This window comes from Chloroflexota bacterium, from assembly GCA_018825785.1.
In the GTDB taxonomy this organism is placed as follows: Bacteria; Chloroflexota; Dehalococcoidia; order JACVQG01; family JAHKAY01; genus JAHKAY01.
Genome location: JAHKAY010000002.1, coordinates 31734 through 47219 on the forward strand (window position 1 = coordinate 31734; position 15486 = coordinate 47219).

A 15486-nucleotide genomic window follows, 5' to 3' on the forward strand; every position below is an offset into this window, starting at 1 on the left:
CTGTCTGGCAGCATTCATTAAGGCCGAGCGTCAGCAACGAGCCAGCAGGACCGCGGGAGTGTCTTCTCAGAAGTTCTGCCTTCTGAACGGAATGGTGGAGCTGATGGGATTCGAACCCACTACCTCCTCAATGCCATTGAGGCGCTCTCCCTACTGAGCTACAGCCCCACGCCAGGAAGTCTAGCAGAAAAGCGGCCGGGGGGGAAGGGCCCAAGAACAAGCCGAGGTTGACGAGGTTGACAGGGAGGCCATTACAGGCTAGCATAGGGACCAGCGCTCCGAGCTGGCTGGCCTAAAGGTCATCCAAGGCAGCCAGCCGAGGGACGGAGGTCCCGAGGGTGCCGGGGGAAACGCCGGCGCCTCCCGAATTTGGAAAGGAGAACCGCTAAGTGTCGTCGCTGTCTGAGAAGGTCCGTTTGCTGGCTTGCCTGCCTCTCCTTATGCTGCTGGTTTTCCCTTCCATCTACGCTTGCAGCAAGACCCCAGCCTCCATCACCCTGGCTACCACCACCAGCACCTACGATTCAGGCCTCCTGGGAGAGCTCATCCCCCCCTTTGAAAAGGAACAGGGAGTCACGGTAAAGGTCGTAGCCGTGGGCTCGGGGCAGGCTCTGGCCCTGGGGGAGAGGGGGGATGCCGATGTCCTCCTGGTCCACGACCCCCAGGCGGAGGAGGACTTTATGGCCAAAGGCCTGGGGGAAGTAAGGCGGCGGGTGATGTACAACGACTTCATCATCGTGGGGCCGCCCCAGGACCCCGCCGGCATCCGGGGCCTGAAGGACGCCGCCCAGGCCCTTTCCGGTATCGCCCGGGCAGGGGTGCCTTTCGTCTCCCGGGGTGATAATTCAGGGACCTACAGCAAGGAGAAGGCACTCTGGACGAAGGCAGGCATTACGCCAGAAGGGGCCTGGTACCTCTCGGCGGGGCAGGGGATGGGGGAGACCCTGAACCTGGCCCGGGAGAAGGCTGCCTATACCCTTTCCGACCGGGCTACCTTCCTGAGCCAGAATAAGCCCGAGCTGGAGGTCCTCGTGGAGGGGGATGCCGCCCTGCAGAACATCTACCACGTCATCATGGTGAAGGGGCTTTCTGGGAAGGAAGCCGAGCTTGCCCGGAAGCTTATGGACTACTTCACCTCTGCACAGACCCAGGAGAGAATAGCCTCCTTCGGTGTGGAAAAGTACGGCCAGCGCCTCTTTTTCCCCTACCCAGAATAGGCGTAATTGGAGAGATGGAAGCTATAGCCCGGGGCTTCGTGGAGGCCCTTGGCCTTCTTTTCCGTGGGGACCCAGGGGTGAGGGAGGTGTTGCTCCTTTCCCTGAAGGTATCGGGGACGGCCCTCCTTTTTGCCACCCTTATCGGCATCCCCCTGGGGGCCTGGCTGGGCTTCGCCCGTTTTCCAGGCCGGCGCCTGGTTATAGCTCTTATCTATACCGGGATGGGCTTTCCCCCCGTGGTCATCGGCCTCCTGGTCTACCTCTTCCTCTCCCGGAGTGGCCCTCTGGGTTTCCTGGGCTGGCTCTTCAACCCCCCGGCCATGGTGCTGGCCCAGACCATCATCGCCTTCCCCCTGGTGGCGGGCTTCACCATGGCGGCGGTGATAGGGGTGAACCCGGGACTGCGACAGCAGCTCCTGAGCCTGGGGGCCACCTCCTGGCAGGCCACCCTGGCCCTCCTGCGGGAGGCGCGGGTGGGGGTGGTGGTCTCCCTGGTGGCTGGCTTCGGGGCCATCATCTCCGAGGTGGGGGCAGTGATGATGGTGGGGGGGAACATTGAGGGCCATACCCGGGTCCTGACGACGGCCATTGTCCAGCTCACGCGCATGGGGGCCTTTGCTGCGGCTATTGCCCTGGGCCTCATACTTCTGGCCCTTTCCTTCCTTGTCAACCTGGGGATGCTGCGTCTCCAGGGGAGGATGGAGTAATGCCAGAGACCATCTACCGGCTGGAGAAGCTGACCAAGAGCTATGAGGGGAAGCTGGTCTGTCAGATTGACGGCCTGGAGGTCCGGCGGGGGGAGGTCTTCTGTATTATGGGCCCCAGCGGGGCAGGCAAGAGCACCCTTCTGCGCCTGCTCCATTTTCTTGAGCCCCCCACCTCGGGCCGCATCTATTTCCTGGGCCAGGCCATAGATTCCTACCCCCCGCCCCTGGAGATGAGGCGGCGCATCACCATGGTCTTCCAGGAGCCCCTGTTGCTTTCCACTACTGTGGAAGGGAATGTGGCCTATGGCCTCAGGGTGCGGCGCAACGGCCCTGTCCCCACCCGGGTCCGCCAGGCCCTGGAGCTGGTGGGGCTGGGACATCTCTCCCGGGCCAGGGCACCTACCCTCTCCGGCGGGGAAAGGCAGCGGGTGGCCCTGGCCCGGGCCCTGGTGGTGGGGCCGGATGTCCTCCTCCTGGATGAGCCCACCGCCAACCTGGACCCCTATAATGTGGCGGTGATAGAGCAGCTCATCGCCCGGGTGAACCGGGAGGGCGCCACCGTTGTCATGGTGACCCACAATGTCTTCCAGGCCCGCCGCCTCTGCCACCGCGCTGCCCTGATGCTGGAGGGGAAGCTGGTGGAAATAGGAGAAAAGGAGGAAATCTTCACCCGCCCCAGGGACCCCCGCACAGCCGCCTTTGTCCGGGGCGAGATGGTCTATTGAGGGCTATTTGCCACCGACGACACCCTTTACCCCCAGGAAGATGTGCGTCTGCCGTTCCACATTCAGGTACATGTAGAGGACGAAGCCAAGGAATGCCAGCCCAAGCGCCACCGGGCCTGGCCCCACCCCACCCATCCCCTGCCAAAGATAGCCCAGGGTGAGGCCCAGCCCCACAGTCAGGTGCCCTATGATGGTCAGAGCGTTGGCGGGGGCAAGGTCAAAGGAGCGGCCATAGTGGACAAAGGCGAGACGGACGGCCTTGTAGCTCAAGGGGGCCGCTAGAAGGGCGAGAAGGGCTGGCCAGGGCAACCACCCCAGAACGACCCAGGCAATCACCATCAGGTTGACCAGGGCCATGGTCAGGGCGTAGGGCAACACCGCCCGGCGCTGCCCCAAGCGCACCACCCAGGTCCTCTTGCCCACCATTTTATCGGCGGCGTAGTCGGGGAATTCATTGATAAACAGGACGGCGGCAATGAGCAGGCCAACGGGCAGGGCGGCCAGCACCGGCAGCCAGCTCAGGCTGTTGGTCTGGACGTAGTAGGCCCCTAGAGCCATCAAGGGGCCGAAGTTGAGCCCCACCAGTAACTCTCCCAGGCCCCGTTTGGCCCAGTAGAAGGGCCTGCCCGTGTAAAAGAAACCAGAGAGCACCCCAAAAGCCCCCAGCGCCAGCACCAGGGGCCTTCCAGAGAGGGCAAGGTACACCCCCAGGGCGGAGGAGGCCAGGAAGCAGAAGAGGGCCACCCCCAGCACCTCCGTCGGGCTCAGCAAGCCGAGCTGGATAAGCCGGCTGCCCCCGCTGAAGGGGCGGACAAACTCCCGGTTGGCGGCGTCGTTGCCGCTCTTGTGGTCAAAATAGTCGTTGATGGCATTGACCCCGCCCTGGAGAAGAAGGCCCGCCAGCAGGGTGACCAGGAAGTAGCCCCAGAGCATCCCGCCCGTCACTGAATAGGCAATGCTGCTACCCAGGATGACCGGCACCAGGGCGGCGGTGAGGAAGGGGGCCCGTAGCTCCCGCCACCAGTTCACCGACTTCTTCCAGAGCAAACTGAATTCGTTCACCACCTCCGCGCTTTGGGGGAACTCAACCACCGCAGGAGGTATCCCCTGAACGATTTCCTTGAAGACCCGCATCTTGACCACCCGGGGCTCCACCCGGATACAGTCCAGGACATCGGAGCTGCCCGCTTCCACCAGGTATTTCACCACCGGCGACTTCTTGGCCACCAGTTCCAGGGCCTTTTGGCGCTCAGCAGCGTCCCGGACAAAAACGGGGATGCCCGTGAGCTCCACCTCCCGGGAGTCGTTGAATTCAGGGGCGGGGAAATAGGCCAGAAGGGAAATGGAGGGGTGGTGGGCCATCTGGAGGGTCTTGGGGTCCCCCTTCATCGTGACCACATAGACCCGGAAGTCATCATCGCAGGCGAAGTGCATCATACGGGTGCGCATCTGGTCTCCGGCGGCCGTAGCTACGGCGGCTACCTCCGCCTGCTGAAGCAGCGAAAGGACCTCTTCTCGACTGTGGCCCACCTTTCCTCCTTGTTCCTGTTCTTCAGCCATCAATTATGAGCCCCTCTGTCTCAGGAGGCCAGTCCGAGGAGAGCTTCTCCTTCAGCCTCTCGTAGGTAGCGGCCACCCCTTCTGGAATGACCTTAGTCCCGGCGGTGACGGGCATGTAGTTGGTGTCCCCCAGCCAGCGGGGGACAATATGGGTGTGGAGGTGCTCGGCCACCCCTGCCCCCGCCACCTCCTCCAGGTTAAGCCCGATGTTGAACCCCTGGGGCCCCATGCTTTTCTTGAGCAGGGAGACCATGCGGCGGACCAGATCAAAGTGTTCCAGCAGCTCCTTCTGGGTCAGGTCCTCCAGCTCCGAGGTGTGGCGGTGAGGGGCCACCATCAGGTGGCCCGGGTTATAGGGGAAAAGGTTCATCATGACAAAGTTGGCCCTACCCCTGAAAAGGATGAAATTGGCTTCATCCTTGCCCTCCTCCAGCTTCTGGCAGAAAATACAGCCCTCGGGTTTCTCCATCAGGATATATTCCATCCGCCAGGGTGCCCAGAGATGTTCCATTTCCCCTCCCCACCTATTATGGCCTCCCCAGAGGGGGTGGGGCAAGGCCCCGGAGAAGCCCGCGGGGGTCGGTTGCCCTATCGCGGCCCTGAGCTAGCTGGTGGCAGGCGTGTCTCTTCTAAACGCCCTTTTCCTTGGCTATTGCCTTTGCCCGCTTGCTTGTTTCATCGGCTTTTGCCAGCAGCCAGATGAAGGTGCCCAGGCCGGCAAAGAAAACGCCAAGCCCAATAGGCCCAGACCAGAACAGGACCAGCCACAGGTTTTCCATTTCTTCCTCCTTCGGTCGGACCTTGCCACCTTCAAGCACATCATATCGTGTATTTCAGCGCAGTCAAGATGAATCCACTCTTGGCCCTGGCTTTCTCTGTCAATGGCCGGAGGAGATAAGGGCCTTCAGCTCCTCGTAGCTTTTGAGGGCGCTTACCCGGCGCAGGAATTCGCCTAGAGAAGAGGACCTCTGGCGCAGGAGGCGCAACTCGTCGCCGATAGGGCTGGTAGAGGCGGGGGCATCGGCATAGGTGCCGTGGAAGGCAAAATAGGCCTGGTTCAGCTTTCTGATGTCGTAGTCCTCTCCGGCCAGGGCCTGTCTCTCTTCCTCCATATAGGCCTCGGCCCGGTCCACCTCCCCCCGGGCCAGGAGTTCGTCAACCTTCAACCTTATCTCCCTCAGCCTCCGGTCCAGGGGGCTGGGCTCCCCCTTCTCCAGCTTCAGCTCCCGCCCGTAGAGGCGGAGGACGCGGGCGGCCAGCTCCTTTCCCCCTATATTTGCAGCTGTCTCGTTGAGGGTGGTCATCTCGTAGCTTTCGCTATAGGCCTGGCCCAGGGGGCGGAAGAAGAAATAGTGATGGAGCCACTCATGGGCCATGTTCTCCACGGTGTTCTCCAGCCCTGTCCCCCGCATGATGAAGCTGGGGTAGGTGGCCATCCCGCCTATCCCCTCCACCAGGCCGGAATAGCCCAGGCCCTTTATCCCGGCCTCCAGGGCCTCCATCTCCTGGGGCTCCATCCTCTGGCGCAGGGTGATGCTCTCTATCATCTCTATCCTTTCCCGGGGGGAGACGACTAGGATATAGGGGGGGCGGTCCATATCGGCCAGGGGAGGGGGGAAGGAGCTTATCCCTTCCTCCTGGAGGGCCCGGCGGAGCTGGGACTCCAGGATGGCCTCCACTTTTCTCTCTTCCCTTCTGTCACCGGCAAAATAGGCCTCCACCAGCTCTATGTCTTCGGGAGGCCGGCGGACCAGGAAAGCCGCCTTCCGCGCCAGGCTCCCCGCCTCCCAGCGGGCCAGGGAGAAAAGGTAGGGCTGGGCCAGGCCGTAGAAGCTGTCTGCCGGATAGGGGGCCGAGGAGGTAAGGAAAAGAAAGAGAATAGCCAGGAGAAAGACTGGCCTCTTCAGAGTCACATCCTCATTATACGGTTTTTTCTTCTCTGGCCTAAAAGTGCCCCAGAATTCTTGCAATTTGTTGAGAAAAGTCTAAAATAGGTGCCCAAAGGCAATGGTGAAATAGTTGCTGCTCAAGGAATATCCCGGCTGTTCCATCCCATTCCGCTGGAAGGGACAGGCGAAGGAAGTCCAGTTTGTCACCAGGGTGGACCCCCTTTCCGGCAATGTGAGCAAGATATCAGTAGAAAGGGCCAACAGAGGCATCGGCATTTCCACCAACCTGGATATCCTCCCCATGAAGAAATGCCAGTTCTGCCGCTATCAGGAGTTCACTCCTGAGGACCGCCTGGAGCACGAGTGCGGTGCGGTGTCCATCCCCAACCTCTACCCCTGGGAGAGATACGACTGGATTACCATCTATCCCCCCTTCGGCCAGCATAAGGTGCTCCTTTCTGAGCTGTGGTTTGATGACCTGGAGATGATGATAGAGTCATCCTATGAGCTAGCTTCCATCTGTGCCCGGGACCCTGGGGTGCTCGCCTTTATGGACTTCACCAACTGGGGGGCCTTTGCCGGGGCCTCCCAACAGCACCCCCACTCCCAGCGCCGCAGCATCACCGGGGTCATGGACCCCCAGCAGGAGCGGGAACTGCGGCGGTGTAAGCAAATAGCCGATTGGCTTGGGAAAAACCCCTTTGACCTCCTGGCCGAGGAGGAGAGGCAGGACGGGCGGCGGGTCATCTATGACGACCATCTTCTCATTTTGGCCGCCTTTGCCCCCCACTGCCCCAACGAGGTCCTGGTCTTCCCCAAAGAGCCCCTGGCCCATATCCTGGATACCGACCAGGGAGCCAGGAAGTGGCTGGTGAACCCCATCCTGGGCATCTTTCCCGCCCTCTTCTTCTATGCCGGGGTTACCGATTTGAACGTCGCCATCCACATGGCCCCCTTTGCCGAAAGGGAGGCAGCCAGGAAATACTACCGCTGGCACATGCATATCTATCCCCGCCGCCCCACCCTCCCCGTGGACCGGGCCGGGGCAGAAATAGGTTTTGACACTAATGTGATAGACGCCCTCCCGGAAAGGTGCGCCGAGGTCCTCCGCCTGTGGTATAAGGACGGCCCCAGGGAGGAGCACCTGGCGCGGACCCCTCAGGGGGAAACCAGTCCGCGCCTTGTGGAGCTCTTCCGCCGTATGACCGCTGCCCCCACGGGGTAGGGTGGTCTTGCGGGGCCGAACAGAGATGGGCTAAAATGGCCCTGTTATGGCCCTGACCACTGACAAGATACGCAATGTGGTCCTCCTCTCTCACTCGGGGGCGGGGAAGACCTCCCTCACCGAGGCCATTCTCTATTCCCTTGGTCTAGTCTCCCGTCTGGGCCGGGTGGAAGATGGGACCACCACCTCCGACTATGACCCCGATGAAGCAAGAAGGAAGATATCCCTCAATCTGTCCATCCTTCCCGTGCCCTGGAAAGAGCACAAGATAAACTTCCTGGATATCCCAGGCTACGCCGACTTCGTGGGGGAGGTGAAGGCTGCCCTCCTGGTAGCCGAGGGGTCGGTGATAGTGGTGGATGCCACCTCGGGGGTGCAGGTGGGCACAGAGCAGGCCTGGTCCTATGCGGAAGAGGCTGGACTGCCCCGCCTCATCTTCATAAACAAGATGGACCGGGAGAACGCCGACTTCCTCCGCACCCTGGAGGACATCAGGAGAAAGCTGGGGCCCCGGGCCTTTGCCCTGCAGCTCCCCATCGGGTCCCACACCGCGTTCAAGGGCATTCTTGACATACTCTCGGGGAAAGCCTATCTGGGGCCGAAAGGGGAAGCCGGCTCTGTTCCCCAGGAGCTTGAGGCGCAGCTAGCCACCCTCCGGGAGAAACTGGTGGAAGCGGTGGTGGAAACGGAGGAGGAGCTCCTGGCCAGATACCTGGAGGGGGAGGAGTTGGGGGAAGAGGCCCTGAGGGCGTCCCTCATCCGGGCGGTTAGGAAGGGGCAGATTGTCCCGGTGCTGGCTGGCTCCGCCTTTCAGCTTACGGGCACAGGCCCCCTGCTTGACAGTATAGTGGCCCTCCTCCCCTCGCCGCAGGAAGTCCCGGGGCCCGTTTCCCCCGACCCCGCCGGGCCGCTGGCCGCCCTGGTCTTCAAGACCAGTGCCGACCCCTATGTGGGCCGCCTCACCTACCTCCGGGTCTACTCCGGCACCCTCTTTTCAAACTCCCAGGCCTGGAATGCCAACAAGGGGCAGGTTGAGAGGATAGGCCAGCTCTTTTTCCTCCGCGGCAAGAACCAGGAGACCACCACACAGATAATCGCCGGGGATATAGGGGCCATAGCCAAGCTGTCTGTGACCGGCACAAACGATACCCTCACCACCAGGGAGCATCCCCAGGTGATGCCCCCCATCGCCTTTCCCTCCCCACTCCTCAGCCTGGCCGTCCACCCCAAGACCAAGGCTGACCTGGACAAGATGGGCACAGTCCTCCCGAAGCTCCTGGAAGAGGACCCCACCCTGAAGCTCCGCAAGGAACCGGGTACGGGGGAGACCCTTCTCATGGGCCTGGGGGAGACCCACCTCGGGGTAGCCGTGGAAAGGGCGCAGAGGAAGTTCGGCGTGGAGCTTGTACTTTCCCTTCCCATCGTACCCTACAAGGAGACCATCTCCACCCCGGTAAGGGCCGACTACCGCCACAAGAAGCAGACCGGGGGCCACGGGCAATTCGCCCACGTCTATCTGGAGCTGGAGCCCCTGCCTCGGGGCACCGGAGTCCAGTTTGAGGAAAGACTCGTTGGCCAGGCCATATCCCGTAACTACGTGCCGTCAGTAGAAAAGGGGGTCCATGAGGCTGCCCTGGAAGGCGTCCTGGCCCACTTTCCCGTCATCGATGTCAGGGCCATCTTCTACGACGGCAAGGAGCACCCGGTTGACTCCTCTGATATCTGCTTCAAGATAGCCGGGGCCGGCGCGTTCAAGAAGGGCCTCGAGGATGGCAAGCCTCTCATCGTGGAGCCGATCATGAAGATGGAGGTGACTGTCCCCGAGGCCTATACTGGTGACGTAATAGCGGACCTGAATGGCAAACGGGCCCGTGTGCTGGGAGTGAGCCGGGAGGCTGAGAAGGGCATCGTGGAGGTCCAGGTCCCCCTGGCCGAGGTTCAGCGCTATGCCATAGACCTGAGGAGCATAACCCAGGGACGGGGCCAGTTCAGTATGTCCTTCAGCCACTACGAAGAGCTCCCTCCCCATGTGGCCCAGAAGATCATCGCCCAGCGCCAGGCGGAAAAGGCCGGTGGCTGAGCCGTTTCCTTGCTTTCGTTACCAGCGTCATGGTTTGATGCCGCAGTTAGCAACTAAGGAGGTCTCTTGACTGAAGCAAAGGACCGGGAACAGGCAAAAGAGTACGTGCTGCGCACCGCCAAGGAGCAGGGGGTAAGATTCATCCGCCTGTGGTTCACCGATATCGTGGGTTCTCTCAAGAGCTTCTCCATCACTATTGAGGAGCTGGAAGGGGCCCTGGAGGAGGGGATGGGCTTTGACGGCTCCTCCATTGAAGGCTTCGCCCGGGTGGACGAGAGCGACATGATGGCCCTCCCTGACCCCGCCACCTTCCAGATTCTCCCCTGGCGGCCCCAGGAGAACGCAGTGGCCCGGATGTTCTGCGATGTACACTGGCCGGGGGGCCAGCCCTTTGAAGGTGACCCCCGCCATGTGCTGAAGCGAAACCTGAAGCGGGCCGCGGACCTGGGTTTCACGTACTATGTCGGTCCAGAGCTGGAATACTTCTACTTCAAGGACAGCGAGGCAACCGTCCCCCTGGACCACGGGGGCTACTTTGACGCCACCCCCCCCGATTTCGCCTCGGACCTGCGCCGGGACACGGTGCTCATGTTGGAAGGGATGGGCATCGGCGTGGAGTACAGCCACCACGAGGTGGCCTTCAGCCAGCACGAGATAGACCTGCGCTACACAGATGCCCTCACCATGGCCGATAATGTCATGACATACCGCTTGGCCGTGAAGCAGGTGGCACAGCAGCATGGGGTCTATGCCACGTTCATGCCCAAGCCGGTCTTCGGCATCAACGGCTCGGGGATGCACGTGCACATGTCCCTCTTCAAGGGCAACCGCAACGCGTTCTTTGCCGCCAAGGGCGGCTACTATCTCTCCAAGATGGCGCGGTCCTTTATAGCCGGACTGCTCAGACATGCCCCGGAGCTGACCGCAGTCACGTGTCAGTGGGTCAATTCATACAAGAGGCTGACGCCGGGCTACGAGGCCCCCTGCTACATCACCTGGGCCCGTCGCAACCGCTCTGACCTCATCCGGGTGCCGGAATACAAACCCGGAAAAGAGAACAGCACCCGCATTGAATACCGCGCCCCTGACCCGGCATGCAATCCCTATCTGGCCTTCAGCGTCATGCTGGCCGCCGGGCTGGACGGGGTGGAGAAGGGGTGGGAGCCCCCCGAACCGGTGGAGGAGAATGTCTACGAGATGACGGAGGAGGTGAGGCAGAAGCGGGGCATAGGGACCCTTCCCGGAAGCCTCTCGGAGGCAATCCTGCTCATGGAGAAGAGCCCACTGATGCGGGAGGCACTGGGCGACCATGTGTTCTTCACGTTCCTTCAGAACAAGAAGATTGAGTGGGACGGATACCGCACCCAGGTGACCGACTACGAGCTCAAGCGGTATCTGCCCATCCTTTAGCTTAATGCGTACCCTCCGCCTGGGCCTTGGCCAGATAAACGCCACTGTTGGTGACCTGGGCGGCAATACAGCCAGGATAAAGGAATACATAGACCGGGCCAGGGAACTGGGGGTGGACCTCATCGCCTTCCCCGAGCTGGCCCTCACCGGTTACCCGCCGGAAGACCTGCTCCTGAAGCCTCACTTCATCCAGGACAACCTGCGCCACCTCCAGGAGATTGTGGCCCACTCCCAGGGCATAGCTTGTGTGGTGGGGTTCGTGGATGCCAAAGAGGACCTCTACAACGCCGCTGCCGTTATCCATGATGGCCAGATGGTAGGGGTCTACCACAAGAATTACCTGCCCAACTACGGCGTCTTTGACGAGAACCGCTATTTCCAGGCAGGGAGGGAGAGCCCCATATACACCATTGGGGGGGTCCATATCGGGGTCAATATCTGCGAGGACATCTGGTATCCCACTGGCCCCACCACCTACCAGGTCCAGGGTGGGGCGGAGGTGGTGGTCAATATCTCCTCCTCCCCCTACTACGCCGGGAAAAGCCAGCTGCGGGAGAAGATGCTCGTCACCCGGGCCTCGGACGAGGCCGTCTTCGTCGCCTATATCAACATGGTGGGCGGACAGGATGAGCTCCTGTTTGATGGCCAGAGCATTATCGTGGATGAGAGGGGAGTGCTCCTGGCACGGGGCAGGGCCTTTCAAGAAGACCTCGTGGTGGCCGAGTTGGACATTGACCGGGTATTCCACAGCCGCCTCCACGACCCCCGCCGCCGCAGGGAGAGGCTGGAAGGGAGAAGGCCCCCCCGGATTGTGGTCTCCACCTCTCGCCCTGATACCCCCCGCCCCCCCATTGCCAACACCATCCACCCCCTGATGGACCCGGTGGAGGAGGTCTACCATGCCCTGGTCCTGGGCACAGGGGACTATGTGAGGAAGAATGGCTTCAAGAGGGTGGTTATCGGCCTTTCGGGCGGGATAGACTCCAGCCTGGTGGCCGCCATAGCCTCGGATGCCCTGGGGCCGGAGAATGTTACTGGCGTGGCTATGCCCTCCCCCTACTCCTCCCCCAGGAGCCGGGCCGATGCCAAGGCCCTGGCGGAGAACCTGGGGATAGAGCTCAAGACCATCCCCATCACCCCCCTATACAAACAGTATCTCAAGACCCTGGAGCCCCCCTTCAGGGGCACCAAACCGGGGGTGGCCGAGGAGAACATCCAGGCCCGCATCCGGGGCAATCTCCTCATGGCCCTTTCCAACAAGTTCGGCTGGCTGGTCCTGACCACCGGGAATAAGAGCGAATTGGCTACAGGCTACGCCACCCTCTACGGTGACATGGCGGGGGGCTTCGCTGTCCTCAAGGATGTGCCCAAGACCCTGGTCTATAAGCTGGCCCAGTTCCGCAACGGAGGGAAAGGGAAATGGAAGCCCATACCCCGGGCCATCTTCCTCAAGCCCCCCTCGGCCGAGCTTCGCCCCGACCAGAGGGACAGCGATTCCCTGCCCCCATATGAGACCCTGGACCCCATCCTTCAGGCCTATGTGGAGGAGGACCGGAGCCAGGAAGAGATAGTCACCCAGGGTTTTGACAGGAGGACAGTGGAGCGGGTGGTGGAAATGGTGGACCGCAACGAGTATAAGCGCCGACAGGCCCCCCCGGGGATAAAGATAACCCCCCGGGCCTTCGGTAAGGACCGCCGCCTCCCCATCACCTCCCGCTACCGCGAGAGCCGGTGATAGTAGACTTCCATACCCACATCGTCTCCCCTGGCATCAGAGAGAAGCGGGAGCTCTACCTGGGCCGGGACCCTTACTTCAGGATGCTCTACTCGGGCGACGCCCGCCTGTCCACGGCGGAGGACCTGGTAGCCAGTATGGATGAAGCCGGTGTTGATGTCTCGGTGGCCCTGAACCTGCCCTGGGAGGACCGTCGCCTGTTGCAGGAGACCAACGACTATATCCTGGATGCCATGGCCCGGTACCCTGCCCGGATAGTGGGCTTTGGTGTCCTGCCTCCGGGCGAGGGGGCATTCAGGGAGCTGGAGAGGCTGCTGCAGGGGGGGGTAAAGGGGCTAGGAGAGCTGAGCACGGGCCCAGGCTTTGGTCTTGAGGACCTGAAGGGCCTGGCTCCGGTGCTGAAAAGGCACGGCCTACCCCTGCTCTTCCATACCTCGGAGCCTGTGGGGCACGAATATCCCGGCAAGGGGACCATCACGCCGGGGGTTATCTACCCCTTTCTAACCGCCTTCCCGGGCCTCACTTTTGTCCTGGCCCACTGGGGGGGAGGGCTACCCTTCTACTCCCTCATGCCTGAGGTGGGAGTGGCCCTGAAGAATACCTATGTGGACACCGCTGCCACCCGGCTGCTCTACCAGCCGGCCATCTATCCCATGGTTGGCCATCTCCTGGGCTGGGACAAGGTCCTCTTCGGCAGCGATTTCCCTCTCCTGTCTCAGGCCCGCTCGCTTGAGGAGGTCGCAGCCCTCCGCCTGGGGCAGGAGAAGAAAAAGGCCATCCTGGGTGGGAACGCCCGCCGTCTACTGAAGCTCTAGATGGCCGCCATCCGCTCCTTTGTAGCCGTAGAGTTGCCGGAGGCAGTGAAAGCGGCCCTGACAAGACTTCAGGAAGAAGTAAAGACAGGGGGAGGGGGGGTGAAATGGGTGGAGCCCAGGGGCATTCACCTCACCCTCAAGTTCCTGGGATATGTGGATGAGGCGAAAGTCCCCGCCCTGGTCCAGGCCCTCACCCGGGCCTGTGAGGGCTTTGGCCCCTTGGAGGTGGCGCTCAGCGGGCTGGGCGTCTTTCCCAGCCCCTCCCGGCCCCGGGTGGCCTGGGTGGGACTGAGCGGGGGGGTGGAAACACTCCTCCGCCTCCAGGAGGGGGTAGAGAAGGTCCTCTCCCCCTTCGGTTTCCCCCGGGAGGAAAGGGCCTTCACCCCCCACCTCACTATCGCCCGCCTGAGGGAGGGTGTCGCCCCCGACGAGGCCAGGGCCTTCGGCCAGGCTTTCCTCAGAGCCTCCCCCGAGTCCGTGAGCTTCAAGGTGGAGGGGATAAGCCTGATGAAGAGCCAGCTTACCCCTTCCGGGGCCATCTATACCCGCCTGGCCTTCATTCCCTTCCGTGGCCCCTTGTAAAGCCCGGCCTTTTGGGGTATAATCTCCCCCGATTTTGGTTGGGAGGTGGTCTTGTGGAGCAGTTTGTTTTCCCCCGGTGCATAAAGTGCAAGACGGGAGACCTGGTGCCCCTTTCCGACTTCGGTGGCCAGGGGGCAGCCGTCCATTATAAGGCCTGGGTATGCACCAACCCCGATTGCGGGTTCAATATCAAGATACGTAACGGAGACGTCTATATAAACGAGCCCATTATGAGCGGGACTGTCCACACCGCCCGCCCCCGATAGACCCGTAACAGAAATGCCCATCCTCTAGGGCCGTGAGCCTGTCTTTGCTTTGGGCCCAGTCCCCCGGAAGGGTGTTGGACTTCTTTTTTCCTCGCTGGTGTCTTGGCTGCCGGCAGGAGGGGGCCTTCCTCTGCCCTTCCTGCCTGGCTTGCCTGCCCCATCTTCTCCCTCCCCTCTGCCCTCGCTGCGGCCAGCCCCAGGCCCTGGAGACCTGCCCCTTCTGCCGGGAGTGGCGGCTGAGTATTGACACCATCCGCTCCCCTTACTGCTTTGAGGGCCTGGTGCACCAGGCCGTTGTGCTCTTCAAATACCAGAACCTGCGGGCCCTGGCCCCCACCCTGGGCCGCCTGCTCAAAAACTACCTGGACTCCCACCCTCTGCCCTTTGACGCCATCATCCCCGTCCCCCTCCACCCCCGCAGGCAGAGGCAGCGGGGCTACAACCAGGCCGGGCTGCTGGCCCGGGAACTGGGCAAACTCGTGGGGATGCCGGTAGCGCAGGGAGCCATCAGGAGGGTGAAGGCCACCCCGCCCCAGGCCCGGTCCCAAAGGCGGGAGGAGAGACGGGCCAACGTGACCAGGGCTTTCCTCTGCCAGGAAAGGGGCCTGGAGGGCAGGAACTTCCTCCTGGTGGACGATGTCTGCACCACTGGGGCTACCCTTGATGCCTGTGCGCAGGCCCTGAAGAAGGCCGGGGCCAAAGCCGTTTTCGGCCTTACTCTGGCCAGGGAGGTGTAAATCGTGGAGTTTCACATCACCGCTAGAAACCTGGAAGTCACTTCAGAGGTGACGGAATACCTTCAGAAACGCCTTGAGAAGGTCTTCCGCCGCTGGCCAAGGCTCACCCAGGTCAATGCAGAATTGGCACAGGAGGCCACCCGCAGCGCCCAGGACCGCTTTGTGGCCCAGATAACCCTCAATACCACCAGGGGCACCCTCCTCCGGGGGCAGGTGCGGGCCCCTGACCTCTTTACTGCCATTGACCAGGTGGCCGACCTTCTGAAACGGCGGGTGGAGCGCTACAAGGGACGGATTGTGGAGAGGAAGGGGGAGGCCGCTGGAATAGCCCCGGAAGAGGAGGAAGCCCCTCCCACCCCGATAGTAAAGGTCAAGCGTTTCCGCATCAAGCCCATGGACCCGGAAGAGGCCGTGCACCAGATGGAACTCCTGGGCCATGACTTCTTCCTCTTCTTCAACGAAGCCACCCAGCAGTTCAACGTGGTCTACCGCCGTCGTGGTGGCGGCTACGGCCTTATTGAACCGGAGATAGGTTGAC

Annotated in this window: 16 protein-coding genes, 1 tRNA gene and 1 riboswitch; of the genes, 12 read left to right on the forward strand and 5 right to left on the reverse strand. The window is 62.0% G+C overall.

What is annotated here, in order from left to right; translation table 11 throughout:
* Positions 1-92: 92 nt before the first annotated feature.
* Positions 93-168, reverse strand: a tRNA-Ala gene (locus tag KJ624_00385).
* 96 nt (positions 169-264) lie between these two features.
* Positions 265-396, forward strand: a riboswitch (molybdenum cofactor riboswitch).
* A 44-nt stretch (positions 397-440) separates the two neighbouring features.
* Here KJ624_00385 and KJ624_00390 point away from each other — a divergent pair.
* From KJ624_00390 to KJ624_00400, 3 genes are read left to right on the forward strand one after another with little or no spacing between them, the layout of a single operon-like run.
* Positions 441-1217 (forward strand): substrate-binding domain-containing protein, encoded by a 777-nt coding sequence (locus KJ624_00390; protein MBU2008299.1) that lies wholly within the window; start codon positions 441-443, stop codon positions 1215-1217.
* A gap of 14 nt (positions 1218-1231) precedes the next feature.
* Entirely contained in the window at positions 1232-1924 is a 693-nt protein-coding gene (locus KJ624_00395) for an ABC transporter permease (protein MBU2008300.1), read from the forward strand.
* Positions 1924-2649 carry a phosphate ABC transporter ATP-binding protein gene (locus tag KJ624_00400; protein MBU2008301.1) on the forward strand — a complete coding sequence of 242 codons (726 nt, stop codon included), beginning with the start codon at positions 1924-1926 and terminating at the stop codon, positions 2647-2649. The genes KJ624_00395 and KJ624_00400 overlap by 1 nt, the downstream gene beginning before the upstream one ends.
* 3 nt (positions 2650-2652) lie before the next feature.
* Here KJ624_00400 and menA read toward each other — a convergent pair whose 3' ends face one another.
* The 4 genes from menA to KJ624_00420 all read right to left on the reverse strand — a co-directional run bounded on the left by menA (position 2653) and on the right by KJ624_00420 (position 6122).
* Complete coding sequence (menA, locus tag KJ624_00405) at positions 2653-4209, reverse strand: 1,4-dihydroxy-2-naphthoate octaprenyltransferase (GenBank protein MBU2008302.1); 1557 nt, start codon at positions 4207-4209, stop codon at positions 2653-2655.
* Positions 4202-4720 carry an HIT domain-containing protein gene (locus KJ624_00410; GenBank protein MBU2008303.1) on the reverse strand — a complete coding sequence of 173 codons (519 nt, stop codon included), beginning with the start codon at positions 4718-4720 and terminating at the stop codon, positions 4202-4204. Before KJ624_00410 ends, menA begins: the two co-directional genes overlap by 8 nt.
* A 118-nt stretch (positions 4721-4838) precedes the next feature.
* Complete coding sequence (locus tag KJ624_00415; protein MBU2008304.1) at positions 4839-4988, reverse strand: hypothetical protein; 150 nt, start codon at positions 4986-4988, stop codon at positions 4839-4841.
* 99 nt (positions 4989-5087) lie between these two features.
* Entirely contained in the window at positions 5088-6122 is a 1035-nt protein-coding gene (locus tag KJ624_00420) for a hypothetical protein (GenBank protein MBU2008305.1), read from the reverse strand.
* A gap of 106 nt (positions 6123-6228) precedes the next feature.
* Here KJ624_00420 and KJ624_00425 point away from each other — a divergent pair, with 106 nt between their 5' ends.
* The 9 genes from KJ624_00425 to raiA all read left to right on the forward strand — a co-directional run bounded on the left by KJ624_00425 (position 6229) and on the right by raiA (position 15485).
* On the forward strand, positions 6229-7323 hold the full coding sequence (locus KJ624_00425) for a hypothetical protein (GenBank protein MBU2008306.1): 1095 nt from the start codon (positions 6229-6231) through the stop codon (positions 7321-7323).
* 46 nt (positions 7324-7369) lie between these two features.
* A complete protein-coding gene (locus KJ624_00430; protein ID MBU2008307.1) occupies positions 7370-9403 on the forward strand; it encodes an elongation factor G in 2034 nt (677 codons plus the stop codon).
* A gap of 66 nt (positions 9404-9469) precedes the next feature.
* On the forward strand, positions 9470-10813 hold the full coding sequence (locus KJ624_00435) for a glutamine synthetase family protein (protein ID MBU2008308.1): 1344 nt from the start codon (positions 9470-9472) through the stop codon (positions 10811-10813).
* Between the two features lie 4 nt (positions 10814-10817).
* On the forward strand, positions 10818-12548 hold the full coding sequence (locus tag KJ624_00440) for an NAD+ synthase (protein MBU2008309.1): 1731 nt from the start codon (positions 10818-10820) through the stop codon (positions 12546-12548).
* Complete coding sequence (locus KJ624_00445; GenBank protein MBU2008310.1) at positions 12545-13363, forward strand: amidohydrolase family protein; 819 nt, start codon at positions 12545-12547, stop codon at positions 13361-13363. The genes KJ624_00440 and KJ624_00445 overlap by 4 nt, the downstream gene beginning before the upstream one ends.
* The gene (thpR, locus tag KJ624_00450; GenBank protein ID MBU2008311.1) at positions 13364-13945 is read left to right on the forward strand and encodes an RNA 2',3'-cyclic phosphodiesterase; all 582 of its coding nucleotides are present in this window, start codon (positions 13364-13366) and stop codon (positions 13943-13945) included.
* 53 nt (positions 13946-13998) lie between these two features.
* On the forward strand, positions 13999-14211 hold the full coding sequence (locus KJ624_00455) for a hypothetical protein (GenBank protein MBU2008312.1): 213 nt from the start codon (positions 13999-14001) through the stop codon (positions 14209-14211).
* A gap of 74 nt (positions 14212-14285) precedes the next feature.
* Positions 14286-14948 carry a ComF family protein gene (locus KJ624_00460; protein MBU2008313.1) on the forward strand — a complete coding sequence of 221 codons (663 nt, stop codon included), beginning with the start codon at positions 14286-14288 and terminating at the stop codon, positions 14946-14948.
* A 3-nt stretch (positions 14949-14951) separates the two neighbouring features.
* A complete protein-coding gene (raiA, locus tag KJ624_00465; GenBank protein ID MBU2008314.1) occupies positions 14952-15485 on the forward strand; it encodes a ribosome-associated translation inhibitor RaiA in 534 nt (177 codons plus the stop codon).
* Position 15486: the final 1 nt, after the last annotated feature.

Excerpts from the sequence above, each read along its gene's own strand:
- KJ624_00390 (MBU2008299.1), top strand. The coding sequence starts at position 441 with ATGCTGCTGGTTTTCCCTTCCATCTACGCTTGCAGCAAGACCCCAGCC.
- KJ624_00395 (MBU2008300.1), top strand. The coding sequence starts at position 1,232 with ATGGAAGCTATAGCCCGGGGCTTCGTGGAGGCCCTTGGCCTTCTTTTC.
- KJ624_00400 (MBU2008301.1), top strand. The coding sequence starts at position 1,924 with ATGCCAGAGACCATCTACCGGCTGGAGAAGCTGACCAAGAGCTATGAG.
- menA (MBU2008302.1), bottom strand. The coding sequence starts at position 4,209 with ATGGCTGAAGAACAGGAACAAGGAGGAAAGGTGGGCCACAGTCGAGAA.
- KJ624_00410 (MBU2008303.1), bottom strand. The coding sequence starts at position 4,720 with ATGGAACATCTCTGGGCACCCTGGCGGATGGAATATATCCTGATGGAG.
- KJ624_00415 (MBU2008304.1), bottom strand. The coding sequence starts at position 4,988 with ATGGAAAACCTGTGGCTGGTCCTGTTCTGGTCTGGGCCTATTGGGCTT.
- KJ624_00430 (MBU2008307.1), top strand. The coding sequence starts at position 7,370 with ATGGCCCTGACCACTGACAAGATACGCAATGTGGTCCTCCTCTCTCAC.
- KJ624_00440 (MBU2008309.1), top strand. The coding sequence starts at position 10,818 with ATGCGTACCCTCCGCCTGGGCCTTGGCCAGATAAACGCCACTGTTGGT.
- thpR (MBU2008311.1), top strand. The coding sequence starts at position 13,364 with ATGGCCGCCATCCGCTCCTTTGTAGCCGTAGAGTTGCCGGAGGCAGTG.